Source organism: Desulfoluna sp. HI9BLuna, assembly GCF_056829775.1.
Genome location: NZ_CP186555.1, coordinates 4,536,527 through 4,554,402, shown reverse-complemented (window position 1 = coordinate 4,554,402; position 17,876 = coordinate 4,536,527). Strand labels below are relative to the sequence as shown.

Genomic DNA, 17,876 nt, shown 5'->3' with positions numbered 1-17,876 from the left:
CTATGAGCAATATAATCAAAGTCAATAACCTGGGAAAAAAATATACCCTCGGCCATCATAAACAGAGAGAGTATCAAACGTTCCGAGACTCTCTTTCGCATGGTGTAAGAAGATTTTACCAGAGGATGCGCTATCCGTTATCGCAACACGAGAACGCCACAACGCAAAATGAATTCTGGGCATTGCAAGGCATTAATTTCGAAATAAAGCAGGGAGATCGGCTCGGTATCATTGGACGAAATGGTGCCGGAAAATCGACACTGCTCAAAATCCTGAGCAGAATCACACATCCGACTACTGGCAAAATTCATATCAAAGGGAGGGTTGCAAGCCTTCTTGAAGTCGGTACCGGCTTCCACCCTGAGCTCACCGGACGAGAAAATATTTTTCTAAACGGCGCAATCCTCGGAATGACTAAAAATCATATCAAAAAGCGTTTTGATGAAATTGTTGCCTTTGCAGAAATTGAAAAATTTCTTGATACCCCGGTTAAACGATATTCCAGTGGAATGTATGTACGACTCGCATTTGCCGTTGCAGCCCACCTGGAACCTGAGATTTTGATTGTTGATGAAGTCTTAGCTGTTGGTGACATCCAATTTCAAGAAAAATGTATCGGTAAAATGAAAGAAACGACAGCCGCTGATAGGACCGTCATATTTGTCAGTCATAATCTCGGAGCAATAGAATCTCTCTGTTCTAGGGTTTGTGTCCTCGATGGTGGGACATCTCTTTATGACGGCGACGTTGATGCCGGCATTCAGACTTATACTTCCGCACTGATGGAGCAGCACGCCAGTTGGTCATTTGAAAACCGTAAAGACCGACAGGGATCTGGAGTCCTTCGAATACTCTCTTTCCAAATTCTGGATCATTCTGGAACCCCTGTAGATATTGCTATGACAGGAAAGGATTATACGTTTCGATTTAAATATGCTTCATCCATTTCGAATGTCCGGGATCTGGACTTCAGTTTTACCATTAGAGATATGAAAAATATAAACCTGTTCAGAAACAACACGAGGGAACGGGGACTATTTGTACCGGAGGCATTGCCCCCCACAGGTTTTATAGACTGCAAGATATCCCGTCTGCCACTTACAGCTGGGCGATATGGCTTCGGCTTTAGGCTTCTGGTGAACGGTCTGGAATCAGATTATATAACGGGGCCTTTTGCGGCATATTTCGATGTTGTAGGAGGAGATTATTATGGGACTGGCCAAATTCCAGGACACACCCCTCTTGTTATTGATCATGATTGGGAGTTAGCATCGGAGTTGTAAAGGCAAACGATCCCTGCCTATAACATTCAAAATTCATGAGGCAGCCATGAAAAAGTCTCAGAGCGCCAAACATATATCGAATATTTTCAAAATAAATCAAATACATAAGGCCATTCCTCAAAAGTTGATTCGATATATCAAATCTTTACCGGTAGGGGGACGAGAATCCAACATTTTAAGGAATTTATTTTATCATCTCCCCATAACAATTCAAAATATAATCCTCGGATATTTAAGGGTCATAAATCGGGGCCCAAAAGTTCCTGCCCCCGTGTCCGAAAAGGGTCCTTGGACACAAACTTTATTTCCACTGACTTCGACATGGGAAGAAGTCATTTTTGCCCCCTTCCACGACCCCACCATCGCCAAGGACCTACCCGTATCATTTTCTTCAATAAACGCACAACGATGCTCCTTGCAGCATTTCTGGTGTTGGACGAACCTTTTATGGGAAAGCTGTCCTTCGGTGGGAGACGCTGCCAGTCTTCGCCTTGAAACAGATTTGTCTTATCCGCAATATGACAAAATGCTGTTTTGCCTCTCTATGATACCTGAAACTTCTATCCGGTTTGAGTTTGAAGTTGACGGGAAAATTTATAAACATGACGAGGTGTTCTGGGGAACAGGGTCACGATTGGAAATTTGCATTCCAGCCCCAAAAGGTCACATTTGTGCGATATATATGATTATCAGTACGAAATATGAATTTGAACAAATGCTGTCGTTGAGTTGGTTCGGATTGCAGAATAGTTCTTTAGTTAAACAGTTGCAAACATCCATACAAAAATACGATTCGAGCTGGACAGGCTTAATAAAACCCCTCGATAACTGGGAAGATATTCATTTTCAAGTAGGCTTATTATTTAACGAAACTGATTTAGAAAAATTAAGAGAAAAACGCCTATATCCAGGGTGGAGTGATCATTATCGATATTTGGAAGAAAAGGCAACGATATATATGAACCGCCACCCCGAAGCGGACCTGACTGAATTTTTACCCACAGACGATCGGCGCTATATTCGGGAAAGCGAAAATGACAGGACCCCCTATCATTTTGAAGCACTTGTCCTAGGATTTGTTGGAATAATCAACGATGACAAGCAGATGATGCAACATGCACTTAGATATTTAATGAGCATGCTTCATACCGAAAATTGGGTTCAATCTGCAGAACAGAAACTTACAGGATCAACATGGAGCACTCGCTGCTTCATGGAAGAGATGACCACGACCAGCGTCGTCCTTTTAGCCGACTGGTACGCATTTGCTCTTACAGACAGGGCCAAGGATCTCGTCCGACAATGTATATGGGACAAAGGGCTCGCCATAATTGATAGGGATATGATGAAACACGATTATATGCACCGAATCAATCAGGGAGCATGGTTTTGCCGAGCTGGAATTCTGGGTGGATTGTACCTTGAGAACGCATGGCCTCACATGGGAAGATATGTGAATGCTAAATTTGGTACCATGAACAAGATCCTTAAACGTTATATTATGCGTGATGGAGGCGTGGATGAGGGAATCGGTTATTTTTGTATGACCGCTCAAGCCGTGATCCCGGCTCTGGTCGCTTATGCCAGGAGCAGAGGGAAAAGCACTCACAGAATAATAAACCGATACTTTAAAAAAGCAGACAATTACCTTTCGACACTATCCAGTTTCGAACCGGGAAAAGGTTCGGTTGACGGAGACTGCAGAACTGAAAATTTCTGTGGCGATATCGTTCCCGTACTGGCTGGCTTGTTCCCTGGGTCAATTTGTAACGACATCCTGCATCAATGCATCCAAAACAGAAGCATTTACAATGTTACAGGTAGTCTCATAAACAGCGGCGGCCTCATTGGGTTCGTGTACGGACCAGACAAGATAAAGGTTTCCAAGCCGATCGTTTCGACATTCAACATCATGCCAAAGAGTGGGTTTGCCGTCAGCGCAAGGAAATCTGGAACACATTCTCTCCGGATTCTATTTTCAGGTTCGAAACCAAACCCAAGCAGCCACGCCCATTATGATAAGGGAGCGTTTACAGTCGAAGCCGATGGAACAGACATTTTCGTAGACAGAGGTATGTTGCAATATGACGACCCCAGAGCATTGCTGGCAAAATGCTCCAGAATGCATAATGTAATTACACCATACCTTCCAAATGGTAGTTATCCGGATCAAAATCGACCCGAAAAAAGAGTCTGCCCCAAAGGCTCTGGAAACGAACAGCAAGTTGAGCTAACTCTCGATCTCGCAGAGGTCTGGAAAGAATACATGAGTTCATACCAAAGGCATATCATATCGGACTCCGTAGAAAAAATCATTATTACCGATCATGGCACACTCAAAAAAAGGGGGCGTGTCGCATTTCATCTTCATTCAGGAGTAAAATTCGACCTGGATGCCTATAAAGCCGTTGGAACTGTAAACAGCATGACGTTCGAGGTAACAGCAAAGTGGGCTGATCAGATTTTGCACTTTGAGGATTCATTGAGTTTCGACGGCAGAGCGCTCCATCACTTGGTTTTCCACAGTAAGGAATTGGAAACGTTTTCACTCGAAACAACAATTTCCGTAAAGAGAGACTCTCAACCAACCATCCAGATGATTTGAAGTCATGATTCTCACCCTTACCACTGTCAATATTGTCCCTTCGAGGAAAGAAAATATTTTTTCTTACAAACGAACAACCAGTAAAAATATCATAGTATTACGTCGCCAATCAGAAGCCTTTATTGGTGCCGCCTCAAGTATGGCAAGAGTTTCGACCGATGCGGATAATGGCAGAAAGTGTTACTTTCTCACAAAAATATAATTTCAGTTGCGTTACGATGTTAAGGACTTAGCCATGTGCGGTATAATCGGAGCATTGTCGTATCCTCCCGTCGGAGGCCAGTCACTGGAAACAGCACTGGACAGCCTTCACCACCGGGGGCCCGATGACCGTGGGATATACAGTGATGAACAGATTCAACTAGGACACGTCCGTCTGTCCATAATTGACCTGAGCAGCAAAGGGCATCAACCGATGCCTTCCCACTGCGGCAGGTACTGGATCTCATGCAATGGAGAAATATATAATTTCATTGAACTGAAACGGGAACTGGTTCAGTTGGGCTGCGTCTTTAAAAGCCAAAGTGACACCGAAGTCCTCCTGGAAGCCTATGCCCAGTGGGGAAGCTCCTGCCTCAATAAATTGGTAGGGATGTTTTCTTTCGCTATCTGGGATAAAAATAAAAAAGAACTGTTTCTGGCCCGTGACCGGACCGGTGAGAAACCACTTTATTACTGGTCAGACAACAAACAGTTCGTTTTTTCGTCCGAATTAAAATCACTGCTCCATCTGCTGCCATCTACGCCCCGTATTTCCCCTGCGGCTATGGACGCGTATCTCCACAACCAATATGTCCCCGAACCTGAAACTGCATTAGAAGGAATACATAAACTGCCCGCCGCCCATTTTCTCGTGATTCGATGTGATCAATGGACCATCAAACCAGAGCGATATTGGTGCCTTACTGACGCCAGGCCAGTATATGGAAACCCTGCGCAGCTGGTTCGCCAGCAGCTTGAGCGTTCCATGGAACTGACCTTACGTTCAGACGTACCCGTGGGGGTTGCGCTTAGTGGCGGTATCGATTCCGGAATTATTGCGACCCTTGCGGCCTCGATGAGCAACGCCCCCCTGAGCGCTTTCAGTGTTGGGTATCCGGGCAGGCCGCCCTACGATGAGAGGAGCGACGCAGCCAAGCTGGCAATAGAAAACGGGATTCCTTTCTTTGATATAGAACTTAAGACGAGTCATTTTGTAGATCGTTTCCCTGAACTGGTAACGATTATGGATGATCCAATCGGAGATATTGCTGCCTATGGGCACTATGCAGTCATGGAACTTGCTTCGGACCACGGAATCAAAGTGATGTTGTCCGGTATTGGAGGAGATGAGCTTTTCTGGGGCTATGAATGGATGATAAGGGCAGCGGATATGACGAGAAAAAAAATGCCCGCCGCAGAGTATGATTCACAATTTTTAAAAGCAATTTCCCCGATACTTGAACGCATTGCCTTTACCCGTTTTTATCGGCGGTTAAATTATTCTCAAACAGCTCCGAAACCATTTCGGGACCTCGTTTCCAAGGGAAAAAGGCTGGCCGAAATGGCGGTTCACAGGCCGGATCAATTGGTCCTGAGCAACCTCGTTCCGGATTTTCAGCATGCCATAGGGGCGCTTGCCAATTTCTATACCCCTGATTTTGCGAGACAGATCCCCCATCGAAATCCTTTCCGCCAGTTTTCAGATAAGTTGAAGGGGTTAAAAGAACCACACGAAATCAATATGGCGGTATGCAAGGCGCTATTTGAAACATGGCTCGTTTCAAACTGTCTTTCCCTAGGGGACAGAGTCAGCATGGACTCTTCGGTGGAAGCGCGTTGCCCGTTTCTCAATCATCGCTTGATTGAGACGGTGATCGGCATCATGAACACACACGAAGAGGTCGAATACCGGCATAAAGCTCTCTTAAAAACCGCTGTAGAAGATATTCTTCCGACCGAGGTGCTTCACAGACCGAAACAGGGATTTCAACCACCTGTTAATGAATGGATGACACAAATTGTAAAAACTTATTATGATTATGTAAAAAGCGGTTACCTTATCTCCAACCATGTAACGTCTACATCTACACTGGATAGACTCCTCAAGAGAGCCGACACATTCGGACCCGATTTGTTTCTTTTATATAAAATAACTGTTTTGGAACTGTGGTATGCCGGTGTCGTCCAAAACAAAACGTTCTGAGATTTTAAAGTAGGAACCACACTTGTTTGATAACATAATATCGGTAAATTTATCACTCTCGGGAAATAACGTATCGGCTTACCGAACTTGGAATAAAGCATTTTTTTTTCCGAGAACGATCCGGATATCAAAAAAGCGAGTGCAGCTGTGAAATTCAGCATCGTAACACCCTCATACAACAGTCAGAAATATATCGGTGAAACCATAGAAAGTGTCATCAGCCAGAAAGGTGACTTCGAGATAGAGTATATTGTGGTTGATGCTTGTTCAACGGACCGCACCCCAGATATTGTAAAAGCATACCAGCATTCACTTTTGACGTGTGACAGGCCTATTTTTTGCCGACAAGTGACTATCAAATTCTTATCTGGGAAAGATTCGGGCATGTATGAAGCCATCAATAAAGGCTTCGCTAAGGCAACAGGCGATATCTATGCATGGATTAATTCAGACGATGTTTATCGGAACGGGGCTTTTGATACAGTCTCCAAAACCTTTTCAAAATTTTCTCAAATCCGCTGGCTCAAGGGCATAACCTCTTATTTAGATGAGGCGTCCACTTTATATGCATCCGGCAAGTGCAATCTTTATAGCCGCCAACTAATTTCTAAAGGACTGTATGGGCCCGTTCTTCATTTCATCCAACAAGACAGTGTGTTCTGGTTGGCGAATCTCTGGCATGAATCCGGAGGAGTAGATGAAAGCCTTTCCCTTGCAGGTGACTATTTCTTATGGATTGAATTTTCCAAGCTCACGCACCTTTACTCATTAAACGCACACATCAGCTGTTTTAGAAAGGTTGCTGGTCAGAAGAGTGAAAACATCCAGGCGTATTTTAATGAGATAAGTGAACAAGGATATCCGAGCCTCGAAGAAGACCGCCTCCTTCGCTCCTATTTCAAACACCGAAAACGACTCCCCTCTTTTCTACACCCTTTGGCTTGCAAACTGTTCCAGTTTAATCGTAATTATCGCGTGGTTATGATGGGCCGTCACAATACGCTAACACTTGTCAAAGGTCCCCACCACACCCTGAGAAACGCCTTATGAAATGCCCGATATGCAAATCCTCACATTCTGTCCCATCCTTTAATTTATGGGACGATCGATACGGTTATCCCGGCAAATTCAAACTAAGGCGCTGCCGCATTTGCGGACACGCTTTCTTAGAAAGCTCCTTCTCCCCGGATCAACTGGCACGCCTGTACACCGACTATTATCCCCGATCGGCGTTAGACGCCGATGAGTATTGCCCCCATATTGAGAAAAAAAAGAGGGATTGCTGGCTCAACGGTGAGTATGCTTCGGCCTTTCGCTGGGTTCCCAAGGATGTTCGCATTCTCGACATCGGGTGTGGTTTTGGAGAATCCCTGGGGTATCACGCCTCAAGGGGATGTGATGTATACGGGGTTGAGGCTGATGAAAACATTCGCCGCGTGGCAGAGAAACAAGGTTTCCGGGTTCATGTCGGTGTGTTTGATCCGACCATTTATGAGCCTAACTTTTTCGACTATATCACCATGGATCAGGTGATGGAGCATATGACGGATCCCATCGAGACGTTGAGGAGGGCCGCGAGGATATTGAAACCCAAGGGGCAAATCATTATCACCGTTCCAAACAGTCAGGGTTGGGGAGCGAGAATCTTCTCACAGCGATGGATCAACTGGCATACACCTTACCATCAGCAATTCTTTTCCAAAGAATCCATGGGGATGACCGCACGCAAGGCGGGCCTTGAAATTCTGAAGGTGAAATCAATAACAAATTCCCATTGGCTGAGCTTTCAATGGCATCATCTTTTATTTTATCCGAAATACACTGTTGCCTCCGCTTTCTGGTCTCCGAACTGCGGTCCCATCCCAAAGAAAAGATATTGGCGTGCCCTTCTCGCTCTCACCCACATAACGAAAATTAACCATATGATAACTCGCTTTTTCGATGCCTTTGGTTATGGCGACAACCATTTGTTTATTTTGGAGAAACCTTAAATAATGGTTTATATAATCCTTCCGGTTCACAATCGCAGGAAGATCACCATGGGATTTGTAGAATCTTTGCTTGACCAAAGCTGTAATGATTTTCACTTAATATTGGTGGATGATGGCTCCACCGATGGCACGAAAGAAATGGTTAGCGAACGAATCAAAAAGTTGACTGTAATCACCGGATCTGGAAGTTGGTGGTGGGCCGGATGCCTGCAAAAGGGGTTTGAATGGCTTAAAAAAAAAAATATCCCAGGGGATGACACCGTCCTGATCATCAATGACGATGTCCACATTGAACAGGACTTTCTTGAAAAGGGAATATCCCTTCTGCACGGCAATGAACGAAGCATCCTTTTAGCACAATCCCAATCAACCCCCGGAGCCCCCTCCTTTGAAACCGGTATCCATGTGAACACCAAAAAATTCACCTTCGATATCGCTTCCGCACCGGAAAAAATAAACTGCCTGTCTACCAGGGGGCTTTTCCTGCGGTGGAAAGATTTTCAGGAAATTGGAGATTTTCACCCGATCATTCTCCCCCATTATTGGTCGGATTATGAATTCACCATGAGGGCACATAGAAAAGGATACGCCCTCATCACATCCCCCTCGGTATCTTTGGTCCCCATGCTCCACGACACCGGGCGACAGGGCCTTGATTATTCAGGCAACTATGCTTGTTTCTTGAGATCAGTATTTTCGATAAAGACGATAATGCATCCTCTATATACAGCATCGTTTGTCCTGCTGACCTCTCCATTGAAATGGCTTCCTCTAAATTTGATGAGGGTTGCCTGCAAAACGGTTTTAATCAATTTGAGATATCCTGTTACCAAATTGAGGGCGATGTTATTATCCATGCGGATAAAAAAAATTTCAAAAAAAGCATCTTGCGGCTACCGGGTCATTATCGGAGCCAACACAACGCGGTATCCCGGTTGGATCGCAACGGATTATCCGGAGTTGGATATCACTAATCCAAAACAAATCAACAACTATTTTCCAAAGGATTCTGTGGAGGTTTTTCTGGCTGAGCATGTGTTCGAACATTTAAACATAAAACAGTTGACGATGGCATTAAATAACTGCAAGGCCCACTTGTCAAAAGGTGGGCACATAAGGATTGCGGTTCCTGACGGTTTTCACCCTGACGAAGAGTATATAAACCAGGTCAGGCCAGGCGGATGGGGAGTAGGATCATCCGATCACAAAGCACTTTACAATTATAAAACCTTGACGGGGATCCTCGAAAAGGTTGGTTTTCAGGTGCAGCTTCTTGAATGGTTTGATGAGAAAGCCAAATTTCATTTTGTTGATTGGAAGCGTGAATCCGGTTTTGTAAAAAGATCCTCCAGGTATGACGAAAGAAATCGGAACAGGACTCTTGCGTATACCTCCCTTATAGTTGATGCGGTCAAACCTTGAACGCCAGAGTGAATTGTTGCGGTGTGCCATGACGGCAGCCTACCGTCATTGGAGGACACCTTTCTCAAAGTAGTGAGGATATTAACCGATCATGAAAGCAGCACCGGTTGCCCTGTTTACATACAACAGGCCTGAACACACGCGCCGAACGGTGGAGGCACTTCGCAATAACGAACTGGCCGGGGCCACACCCCTGATTATTTTTTCCGATGGGCCCAGGGATCATTCCATGGACAAAAGTGTCCAGGAGGTACGGAATTATATTTCAACCGTTGACGGCTTTGAAAGTATTGTCATTCACCATAGGGAAAAAAACATGGGGTTGGCCTCTTCGATCATCCAGGGAGTCACCGAAGTCGCAGGAGAATCCGGCCGGGTGATCGTTCTGGAAGACGACCTTGTGACCGCGCCTTCGTTTCTTTCATATATGAATGAAGCCCTCTCTTTTTACCGTGACACCCCGGAAGTATTTTCGATTTCCGGGTACAATCTGCCCCCACAGACCATGAAAATAGCTGCCGATTATCCATATGACGTCTACTTCAACCCCCGTGCGCATTCATGGGGCTGGGGAACCTGGGCCGACAGATGGGCAAAAGCGGACTGGCAGGTGAATGATTTCAAAACCTTTATTGCGGACAGGGAACAGATTAAGCAATTTCACTCAGGGGGGGAGGATTTGACCCATATGTTGCAACTGCAGATGGAAGGACGCATTGATTCATGGGCCATCCGGTGGTGCTACACCCATTTTCGGGAACATGCCTTCTGTGTTTATCCCACCCGTTCCCTGGTGGAGAATATCGGTTTCGACGGAAGCGGCGTTCACTGCGGGGCCTCAGGCAATGACAAATACTATGCACCACTGCCTGAGGGGAAACAAAGCTTCAATTTTTCAAAGGTAATTCAAACAAATGAAACACTGATGAATAATTTTCGCGCGGCTTATCGGCCCGCCCGGGGGCCCGGAAAATTCATCCGTATGCTCAAACGATTTAAGCGGTTCTTTTTAAAAGATTAAGTGGATGATATTGATGATGTCACACACAGGCCATCAGATACAGACGACACTTTAGACGAAATAAAGGGATGCACGGAATGAAAGCCGTCATACTTGCAGGTGGTTACGGTACCAGGCTAAGCGAAGAGACAGAAGTCAAACCCAAACCCATGGTGAAAATCGGCGGACGGCCGATTCTCTGGCACATCATGAAAATCTACTCGGCCCACGGGATCAATGATTTTATCATTTGCTTAGGATACAAGGGATATGTCATCAAGGAATATTTTGCCAATTATTTTCTCCACATGTCCGATGTCACATTCAACATGGCGAACAACGAAATGGAAGTCATACAGAAAAACGTAGAGCCATGGCGTGTGACCCTTGTGGATACCGGAAATGGAACCATGACCGGGGGCCGCCTGAAAAGGGTGGCCAAATACCTTGGAGACGAAACATTCTGTCTAACATACGGGGACGGGGTGGGTAACATCGACATCACGGAGACCCTCGCATTTCACCGGAACCATGGGCGTAAGGCCACCATGACCGCTGTCATGCCCCCTGCCCGGTTCGGTGCATTGGAAGTTGCCGGAAACCGGATCACCAATTTTTCAGAAAAACCCCAAAGCAGTGAATCCCGGATTAACGGTGGCTTCTTCATTTTGGAGCCCGCGGTGATTGATTACATTCAGGGAGACAGTACATCATGGGAAAAAGAGCCGCTGGAGCAACTAGCCCGGGCCGGACAACTGGAAGCCTATTTCCATAACGATTTCTGGCAGCCCATGGATACCCTGCGGGATAAAAAGAGACTGATGGATCTCTGGGATGCCGGCAACGCGCCCTGGAAGGTGTGGTGATACCTATGCTCCAAGAAACATTCTGGCAGGGAAAAAGAGTGTTGATCACGGGCCACACCGGCTTCAAGGGGTCCTGGCTATGTATCTGGCTGCATACTCTGGGTGCCAGGGTTACGGGGTATGCACTGGCTCCCCCCAGCCAGCCCAACCTCTTCGAAAGCTGCGGTATTCACCGTCTGGTTGAGTCTGTCACGGCGGATGTTCGTGATCTGCACCGGCTGTCAGATGTCGTGGCACAGACAAGGCCGGAAATCATCATTCACATGGCCGCGCAATCCCTGGTAAGAGAGTCTTATGACGCCCCCGTCGAAACCTATGATACCAATGTGATGGGCACGGTTAACCTGCTCGAAGCCGTCAGAAAAACCCCAGGTGTAAAAGCGGTCATCAATGTCACCTCCGATAAGTGCTATGAAAACATAGAAACGCTTAAAGGCTATCATGAAAATAAGACACTCGGGGGGCATGACCCCTACTCCAACAGCAAGGCCTGTTCCGAACTGGTGACAGGAGCATTTCGCTCCTCCTTTTTTCATCCCGACCGATACAATACCCACGGAGTGGCTCTGGCAACCGCAAGGGCAGGCAATGTAATCGGCGGTGGAGATTGGGCGACAGACCGTCTCGTTCCCGACTGCATAAGGGCCATGTTAAAAAAAGAGACCATTTTATTGCGATTCCCCCAGGCGGTCCGCCCGTGGCAACATGTGCTGGAACCCCTGCGGGGTTATCTGATGCTGGCAGAAAAACTTTACCTGTCGGGTCCACAATTTTCAGGGGCCTGGAACTTCGGCCCTGCAGAGGAGGACACAAGAACGGTCTTAAGTGTGGTAAAAAAACTTTGCATAACCTGGGGGGTTCCCGAGGGATATGCCCTGATGGATGGCAACCATCCCCATGAGTCCGGCCTTCTGAAACTGGATTGTTCAAAAGCCAGAGAAAGGTTGGGATTCAATCCGTACTGGCATATTGATATCGCCCTTGAAAAGGTTGTCGCATGGGCAAAGGCCCGCGAACGGGGCGAGGACATGCTGGCCTTCAGCCAAAGACAGATAGCACAATATCAGGAAGAGGGACACTAAGGTCATGAATGAGGAGCATGTGTTGCGCCAGGGAGCCCTGGATGCGGTTACCAAATATTTTCGAAGGGTTCTTGACACGAAAAGGAAATTTACGCCGGGAGACCGAATCCCCTACGCCGGAAGAGTTTTCGATGAAGAGGAGATCCGGTCCCTCACCGAATCCTGTCTCGATTTCTGGCTTACCTCCGGCCGTTTCGTAAAACGGTTCGAAAAGGAATTTACTGAATTTATCGGTGTGCGGCATTGTGCGCTGGTAAATTCGGGGTCATCAGCCAACCTCTTGGCCTTCATGGCCCTGACCTCACCGACCCTGGGTAAAAAGTGTATTCGCCCGGGGGATGAAGTGATCACCCTGGCTGCTGGATTTCCCACCACGGTTTCACCGATGCTGCAGTTCGGGGCTGTTCCTGTCTTTGTGGACATCGAATTGCCCCAGTACAATATAGATTGCGCTCTGCTGGGAGGGGCGCTGTCGGAAAAAACAAAAGCCGTTATGATTGCCCATACCCTGGGGAACCCTTTCGATGCAGAACGTATCAGACAATTCTGTGAGAAAAACGAACTTTGGCTGATTGAGGACAATTGCGATGCGCTGGGTTCAAAGATTCTATCTGAAGGCGCCTGGAGATACACGGGAACATTCGGCCATCTCGCGACGTCGAGTTTCTATCCCCCCCATCATATGACCATGGGCGAAGGAGGAGCAGTTTATACCAATGATACAAAGCTGTTCAAACTGATAAAGTCGTTCCGGGACTGGGGCCGGGATTGCTGGTGCGACTCAGGCCAGGACAATACATGCAAACATCGGTTCGACCGACAGTTCGGCCTGCTGCCCAGGGGATATGATCATAAATATGTCTATTCCCACTTCGGTTACAACCTTAAGGTTACGGAAATGCAGGCTGCTATCGGTTGCGCGCAGTTGAAAAAGCTGCCTGGATTTATCAAGGCCAGAAAAAAGAATTGGGACAAACTGTTCAATGGCCTGGATAAACAGAAAAAATTCTTCCATCTACCGGAAAAAGCGCCAAATACTGATCCAAGCTGGTTCGGATTCCTCCTGACAATACGTGAGGAGGCGCCCTTTAACAGAGATGCCATTGTCCAGCACCTGGAAGAGTGCGGCGTTCAGACTCGAATGCTGTTTGCGGGGAACCTGCTCCGTCATCCCTGCTTCGATGAATTGCGCAGCAAAAGAGAAGGGTTCAGGGTTTCCGGCACCTTACACAATTCTGATCTGATTACGGAGCGGACATTCTGGGTCGGAGTTTATCCTGGCCTGGATGATACGCAGATCGAATTCATGATAAACTGTGTGGACGATTTTTGCGGACGGTACTGATTTGAACGATTTCACCGCTGAAAGCAGGTGCAAAAAAAAGGCGTTTGTGACCGGGGGAACCGGTTTTGTCGGTTCCCACCTCGCAAAAGGACTTCTTTCCAGAGGATGGGAAGTGCATCTCCTGATCAGGGAAACGTCCTTGCTTCCGGAATCCATCAAGCCGGAGGAAAATGTATCCACCCATCTTTATGACGGAACCACAGATTGCCTTATCCGAATCCTGGGTATAGTAAAACCCCATGTGGTTTTCCACCTTGCCGCCTGCTCCATTGCAATACACACACCCGATGATATCATTCCCTTGATACATTCAAACATTTTGCTGGGTACCCAGTTAATCGAAGCAATGGTAAAAAACCGAGTGTATTGCCTGGTTAACACCGGAACCTACTGGCAGCATTATGGCAACGAGGAGTATAATCCCGTCTGCCTTTATGCGGCAACAAAACAGGCCTTTGAAATGATCGTCCGGCATGCCGTGGAAACATCTTACCTCAAGGCTGTTACCCTTGTACTGTACGACACCTATGGTCCCGGAGATACAAGGGGAAAGCTCTTTGACCAGCTTTCCGTCGCATCCAAGGAGCAAAAGCCCCTGCCTTTGTCTCCGGGAGGGCAGAAGATTGATTTTGTTTTTGTCGGGGATTGCGTCGAGGCCTATGTTATCGCATCAGAACAGTTGATGCACCGCCGCTTTCCCTGCAATGAGCGTTATCGGATTTCATCAGGCAGGGCGCTGACACTTAAAGAAGCCGTATCCGTTTATGAATCGATTTCCAGAACAAAAATTCCGGTAATATGGGGCGGAAGACCGTATCGAGCGAGGGAGATCATGCACCCTTGGGATGGTGGAACACCTCTCCCCGGATGGCACCCGAAAGTATCGCTGGAAGATGGACTACGAATTATGCTGCACGAAAAAACTTCACGTGGGAATTCGATTTGATATGAGACATAGACTCACAATTATTGGTGGCTTAATGCCCGGCCCCACCGGTGTAGGCAGAGTCATGACACAACTTGCCTCGGAAATTAATCAAAAAAACAAGACCGGAGGACATTCGGCAAGACTGCTTTATCGTGGACAGGGCAGGCCCGTCAGAAAATTGTTTTCACAAAAACAGCTTGTGCTTGCCCTGAAGACGATCATGACAGCATTCTGGAGCGAAGCACGGTTCCGAACCGTCACGGCAAAACTACCCAGGAAGGATACGTCTTTGCTTATTCACCCGCAGACGCTGGGATATGAATGGTCCATCGAGTTTATCAAAAATTCTAAAAAGCCCGTGTGGTTGTATCTGATGGATTCATCTTTTTTTTGTGTCCGTTCCTATAACTACATGGCCCATATGGAGAGCGCCTGCACAAAGTGTATCGGAGGTGATCTCACCCATGCCCTGAATAATCGCTGCTCGACAGATTTCGGGAGCACAGAGGAGGCGATGAAATTTGTCAGCTCTCTCAGGGAGCTTAGCACAAGGGTAAAAGTTCGATTTATTGTTCAAAACAAGCAACAGGCAGAGCTTGCAAAAAAACATTTCGGGGAAAAAGCCACAGTTAAAATCGGTGGCATCTGGGCCGCTGACTGGTGTCTCGAAGAGGCCCCCGCCCCAGCGGCAACGCCCCACAAATACGACATCGTTTTTCACGCCCCACCTCTTGATGCAAAGGGGTTTTCCTGGGCGTTGGAATTGGCTGAGGTTTTGACGGAAAGACGTTTTCTTTTTCCTTTTGACAAACCGGAATGGGTCACCAACGCTCTCCCCAATTGCACTTTCAAAGACTTTCGCTGGGAATCCGGATTACGGGAAGCAGTCACCGGTTGTCCCCTTGTGCTGGTTCCCTCTCTTTGGTCTGCCCCCATAGAGGGGGCGCTGATCAAATCCATCCGCCTGGCGCAAAAAACTGCTGTTATAAGAAACGAAACAGCGTATTCCAGAGAGATTCCAGAAGATGTCCTGCTTCAGTTAACCTTCGATGTGAAGCGTGCCGCAGAGGAAATTGAAGTGTATTTTGCCAACCGCCAAAATGCATCTCCCCAAGCAGGTAAAAATTTTTACGACGACTTCATGCAATCCAACACCCGCCTGTTGGAACGGCTGCTACGATTAACGTTTGATTAACCCATTGAAAGGTTAGGAATCTCGTAAGCGTTCACGGCCAACCAAACAGCCGTGAAAGGAACGTATCCATCTTTAATATTTATCGAAACAACACCATTGTTCAGAACAATTTCAAAATAGACATGCAACCACTAGTGTATAACCTGTCTTTATGAAAACGATACCTAAGCCATCATGAGACACCCCCAAACCATGACCCATAAACCATTTTTTTCAATTATCACGGCCTCGTACAACGCCGACAGGACAATTGATAAAACGATCCGTTCAATCAAAAAGCAGACCTTCAAAAACTATGAACACATTGTCGTCGACGGAGGTTCGAAGGATCAAACACTATCCATCCTCACCCATCACTCCGGGTCATACCCATTGCGTTATGTATCGGAAGATGACCATGGAATTGCCGATGCAATGAATAAGGGGGTTCACATCTCCACGGGGGAATATATTGTCTTTATCCACGCAGATGACGAACTCACCGATGCCAATACCCTTCAAGGCGTTTTTAACGACATGACCCGCGAAACCAGCAAAGTCTATGCTTACGCCATCAATTTCGTTGCAAAGAACGGGAGCCATATTGCCCGCCCCATACGCATTCCCTTCTGGTATAAGCTTCGCAACACGATCCCCCACCAGGGGGCCTTCGTACACCGAGATATCTTCAGGAAATACGGAACCTTTGATACCTCATTTTCAATTTCCATGGACTATAAACTGTTCTACGCGGTATTACTGGCAAAAGAGCCCGTCGTCTACAGCAATACCATCGTTTCGAATATGGGGTCACAAGGCATCAGCTCAGACCGTAACCAGTGCCACGAACGCCTCAAACAGGATTTCAGAATCCAAAATACGCTGGAAACATCATTGTTCTGGAAATGGGTTCACCTGTTTTTTCAATACCCGTACTATCTCTATAAAACACAAATCGTACCGCGCATTAAACAATCAGGAAACCAGGCAGGAAAAGAGTGAACATTATCTCGCCAATGGCAGATGGAAACGGGGCATACATTCTCCATAAACACATTGAACGCCACCTTCCCGGATACAAGGTCAAGGGGTATTCTCCATATTTGACCCTTTTTCCTTTTTTACTGAAAACGATTCACATACCACAAAAAACAAACCTCATCCACACAACTCCTGACTATGCCTGCTTTTTTAGTTCTCAAAATACAAAAAAAATAATCACATTTCATAATTTTGTGCTGGACAGAGAAATGCGGCAGTATAGTTCACTCGCCCAATCAATTCATTATCAATCTGCCCTGAAATGCTTTACTAATATCGCACTACGCCAAGCACATACCATCACAGCAGTCAGCCACTATACAGCTAAATTAGTCAAAAAGGAGCTTGACTTAAAAAAAGAAATAAAAGTTATTTACAATGGAATAGACACGGAAGTGTTCACCCCTAAGTATGAGATAAAGAGCAATCTATCCGAAAAAAAAATCAATGTTCTATTTTCGGGTAACATTACAAAAAGAAAAGGAGCACAATGGCTCCCATTGCTTGCCAAAAAGCTGCAAAAAAACATCACAATACATGCGACAACTGGGCTCAACCCTAAAAAAAGATCTATTGATGGTATAAATTTGTTAGGTTCTGTACATTATTCTGACATGCCAAATCTTTACAACAGCATGGATATTCTTATTATGCCGACAGTCCGAGAAGGGTTTGGCTTAGCTGTTGCTGAAGCGATGGCTTGCGGACTTCCCGTCGTAGCATCCAACTGCTCCGCACTACCGGAATTGGTTGACCACGGGAAGGGGGGGTTTTTATGCGGCATTGGTGACACAAACGATTTTGCAGAAAAAATTAATACACTTGCCGACAATTCCTTGCTTAGATATCAAATGGGAGAGTACAACCGGGGCAAAATTGAATCTCAATTCACCATGTCCCGGATGGTCAAAGAATATAAAGCGCTTTTTGAGACTGTTCATCTCACAATTTGAC

The 17,876-nt window shown here is 46.4% G+C and carries 14 protein-coding genes; all 14 read left to right on the top strand.

Annotated features, from left to right (window positions below):
* The first annotated feature begins 2 nt into the window (after positions 1-2).
* The 14 genes from ACOYW0_RS18625 to ACOYW0_RS18560 all read left to right on the top strand — a co-directional run bounded on the left by ACOYW0_RS18625 (position 3) and on the right by ACOYW0_RS18560 (position 17,875).
* The gene (locus ACOYW0_RS18625; protein WP_482415295.1) at positions 3-1,283 is read left to right on the top strand and encodes an ABC transporter ATP-binding protein; all 1,281 of its coding nucleotides are present in this window, start codon (positions 3-5) and stop codon (positions 1,281-1,283) included.
* A gap of 46 nt (positions 1,284-1,329) precedes the next feature.
* Complete coding sequence (locus ACOYW0_RS18620; RefSeq protein ID WP_482415294.1) at positions 1,330-3,888, top strand: heparinase II/III domain-containing protein; 2,559 nt, start codon at positions 1,330-1,332, stop codon at positions 3,886-3,888.
* Positions 3,889-4,123: 235 nt separating this feature from the next.
* The gene (asnB, locus tag ACOYW0_RS18615) at positions 4,124-6,073 is read left to right on the top strand and encodes an asparagine synthase (glutamine-hydrolyzing) (protein WP_482415293.1); all 1,950 of its coding nucleotides are present in this window, start codon (positions 4,124-4,126) and stop codon (positions 6,071-6,073) included.
* A 147-nt stretch (positions 6,074-6,220) separates the two neighbouring features.
* Entirely contained in the window at positions 6,221-7,123 is a 903-nt protein-coding gene (locus ACOYW0_RS18610) for a glycosyltransferase (protein ID WP_482415292.1), read from the top strand.
* A complete protein-coding gene (locus tag ACOYW0_RS18605) occupies positions 7,120-8,064 on the top strand; it encodes a class I SAM-dependent methyltransferase (protein WP_482415291.1) in 945 nt (314 codons plus the stop codon). Before ACOYW0_RS18610 ends, ACOYW0_RS18605 begins: the two co-directional genes overlap by 4 nt.
* Before the next feature lie 3 nt (positions 8,065-8,067).
* Entirely contained in the window at positions 8,068-9,486 is a 1,419-nt protein-coding gene (locus tag ACOYW0_RS18600) for a glycosyltransferase (protein WP_482415290.1), read from the top strand.
* A gap of 91 nt (positions 9,487-9,577) precedes the next feature.
* Positions 9,578-10,507 (top strand): glycosyltransferase, encoded by a 930-nt coding sequence (locus tag ACOYW0_RS18595; protein ID WP_482415289.1) that lies wholly within the window; start codon positions 9,578-9,580, stop codon positions 10,505-10,507.
* A gap of 68 nt (positions 10,508-10,575) precedes the next feature.
* Positions 10,576-11,352 (top strand): glucose-1-phosphate cytidylyltransferase, encoded by a 777-nt coding sequence (gene rfbF / locus ACOYW0_RS18590; protein ID WP_482415288.1) that lies wholly within the window; start codon positions 10,576-10,578, stop codon positions 11,350-11,352.
* A 5-nt stretch (positions 11,353-11,357) separates the two neighbouring features.
* On the top strand, positions 11,358-12,434 hold the full coding sequence (rfbG, locus tag ACOYW0_RS18585) for a CDP-glucose 4,6-dehydratase (protein ID WP_482415287.1): 1,077 nt from the start codon (positions 11,358-11,360) through the stop codon (positions 12,432-12,434).
* 4 nt (positions 12,435-12,438) lie between these two features.
* The gene (gene rfbH / locus ACOYW0_RS18580) at positions 12,439-13,779 is read left to right on the top strand and encodes a lipopolysaccharide biosynthesis protein RfbH (RefSeq protein ID WP_482415286.1); all 1,341 of its coding nucleotides are present in this window, start codon (positions 12,439-12,441) and stop codon (positions 13,777-13,779) included.
* 1 nt (position 13,780) lies between these two features.
* Positions 13,781-14,725, top strand: a complete 945-nt coding sequence (locus tag ACOYW0_RS18575; protein ID WP_482415285.1) for an NAD-dependent epimerase/dehydratase family protein — start codon at positions 13,781-13,783, stop codon at positions 14,723-14,725.
* 64 nt (positions 14,726-14,789) lie between these two features.
* On the top strand, positions 14,790-15,902 hold the full coding sequence (locus ACOYW0_RS18570) for a hypothetical protein (RefSeq protein WP_482415284.1): 1,113 nt from the start codon (positions 14,790-14,792) through the stop codon (positions 15,900-15,902).
* A 192-nt stretch (positions 15,903-16,094) separates the two neighbouring features.
* Complete coding sequence (locus ACOYW0_RS18565) at positions 16,095-16,883, top strand: glycosyltransferase family 2 protein (protein ID WP_482415283.1); 789 nt, start codon at positions 16,095-16,097, stop codon at positions 16,881-16,883.
* Complete coding sequence (locus ACOYW0_RS18560; RefSeq protein WP_482415282.1) at positions 16,880-17,875, top strand: glycosyltransferase family 4 protein; 996 nt, start codon at positions 16,880-16,882, stop codon at positions 17,873-17,875. Before ACOYW0_RS18565 ends, ACOYW0_RS18560 begins: the two co-directional genes overlap by 4 nt.
* The last annotated feature ends 1 nt before the right edge of the window (position 17,876 follow it).

What these genes read in the sequence shown, in the direction of transcription:
- ACOYW0_RS18620 (WP_482415294.1), top strand. Translation starts at nt 1,330, where the DNA reads ATGAAAAAGTCTCAGAGCGCCAAACATATATCGAATATTTTCAAAATA.
- ACOYW0_RS18570 (WP_482415284.1), top strand. Translation starts at nt 14,790, where the DNA reads ATGACACAACTTGCCTCGGAAATTAATCAAAAAAACAAGACCGGAGGA.
- rfbF (WP_482415288.1), top strand. Translation starts at nt 10,576, where the DNA reads ATGCACGGAATGAAAGCCGTCATACTTGCAGGTGGTTACGGTACCAGG.
- ACOYW0_RS18605 (WP_482415291.1), top strand. Translation starts at nt 7,120, where the DNA reads ATGAAATGCCCGATATGCAAATCCTCACATTCTGTCCCATCCTTTAAT.
- ACOYW0_RS18595 (WP_482415289.1), top strand. Translation starts at nt 9,578, where the DNA reads ATGAAAGCAGCACCGGTTGCCCTGTTTACATACAACAGGCCTGAACAC.
- ACOYW0_RS18565 (WP_482415283.1), top strand. Translation starts at nt 16,095, where the DNA reads ATGACCCATAAACCATTTTTTTCAATTATCACGGCCTCGTACAACGCC.
- ACOYW0_RS18625 (WP_482415295.1), top strand. Translation starts at nt 3, where the DNA reads ATGAGCAATATAATCAAAGTCAATAACCTGGGAAAAAAATATACCCTC.
- rfbG (WP_482415287.1), top strand. Translation starts at nt 11,358, where the DNA reads ATGCTCCAAGAAACATTCTGGCAGGGAAAAAGAGTGTTGATCACGGGC.
- rfbH (WP_482415286.1), top strand. Translation starts at nt 12,439, where the DNA reads ATGAATGAGGAGCATGTGTTGCGCCAGGGAGCCCTGGATGCGGTTACC.
- asnB (WP_482415293.1), top strand. Translation starts at nt 4,124, where the DNA reads ATGTGCGGTATAATCGGAGCATTGTCGTATCCTCCCGTCGGAGGCCAG.
- ACOYW0_RS18600 (WP_482415290.1), top strand. Translation starts at nt 8,068, where the DNA reads ATGGTTTATATAATCCTTCCGGTTCACAATCGCAGGAAGATCACCATG.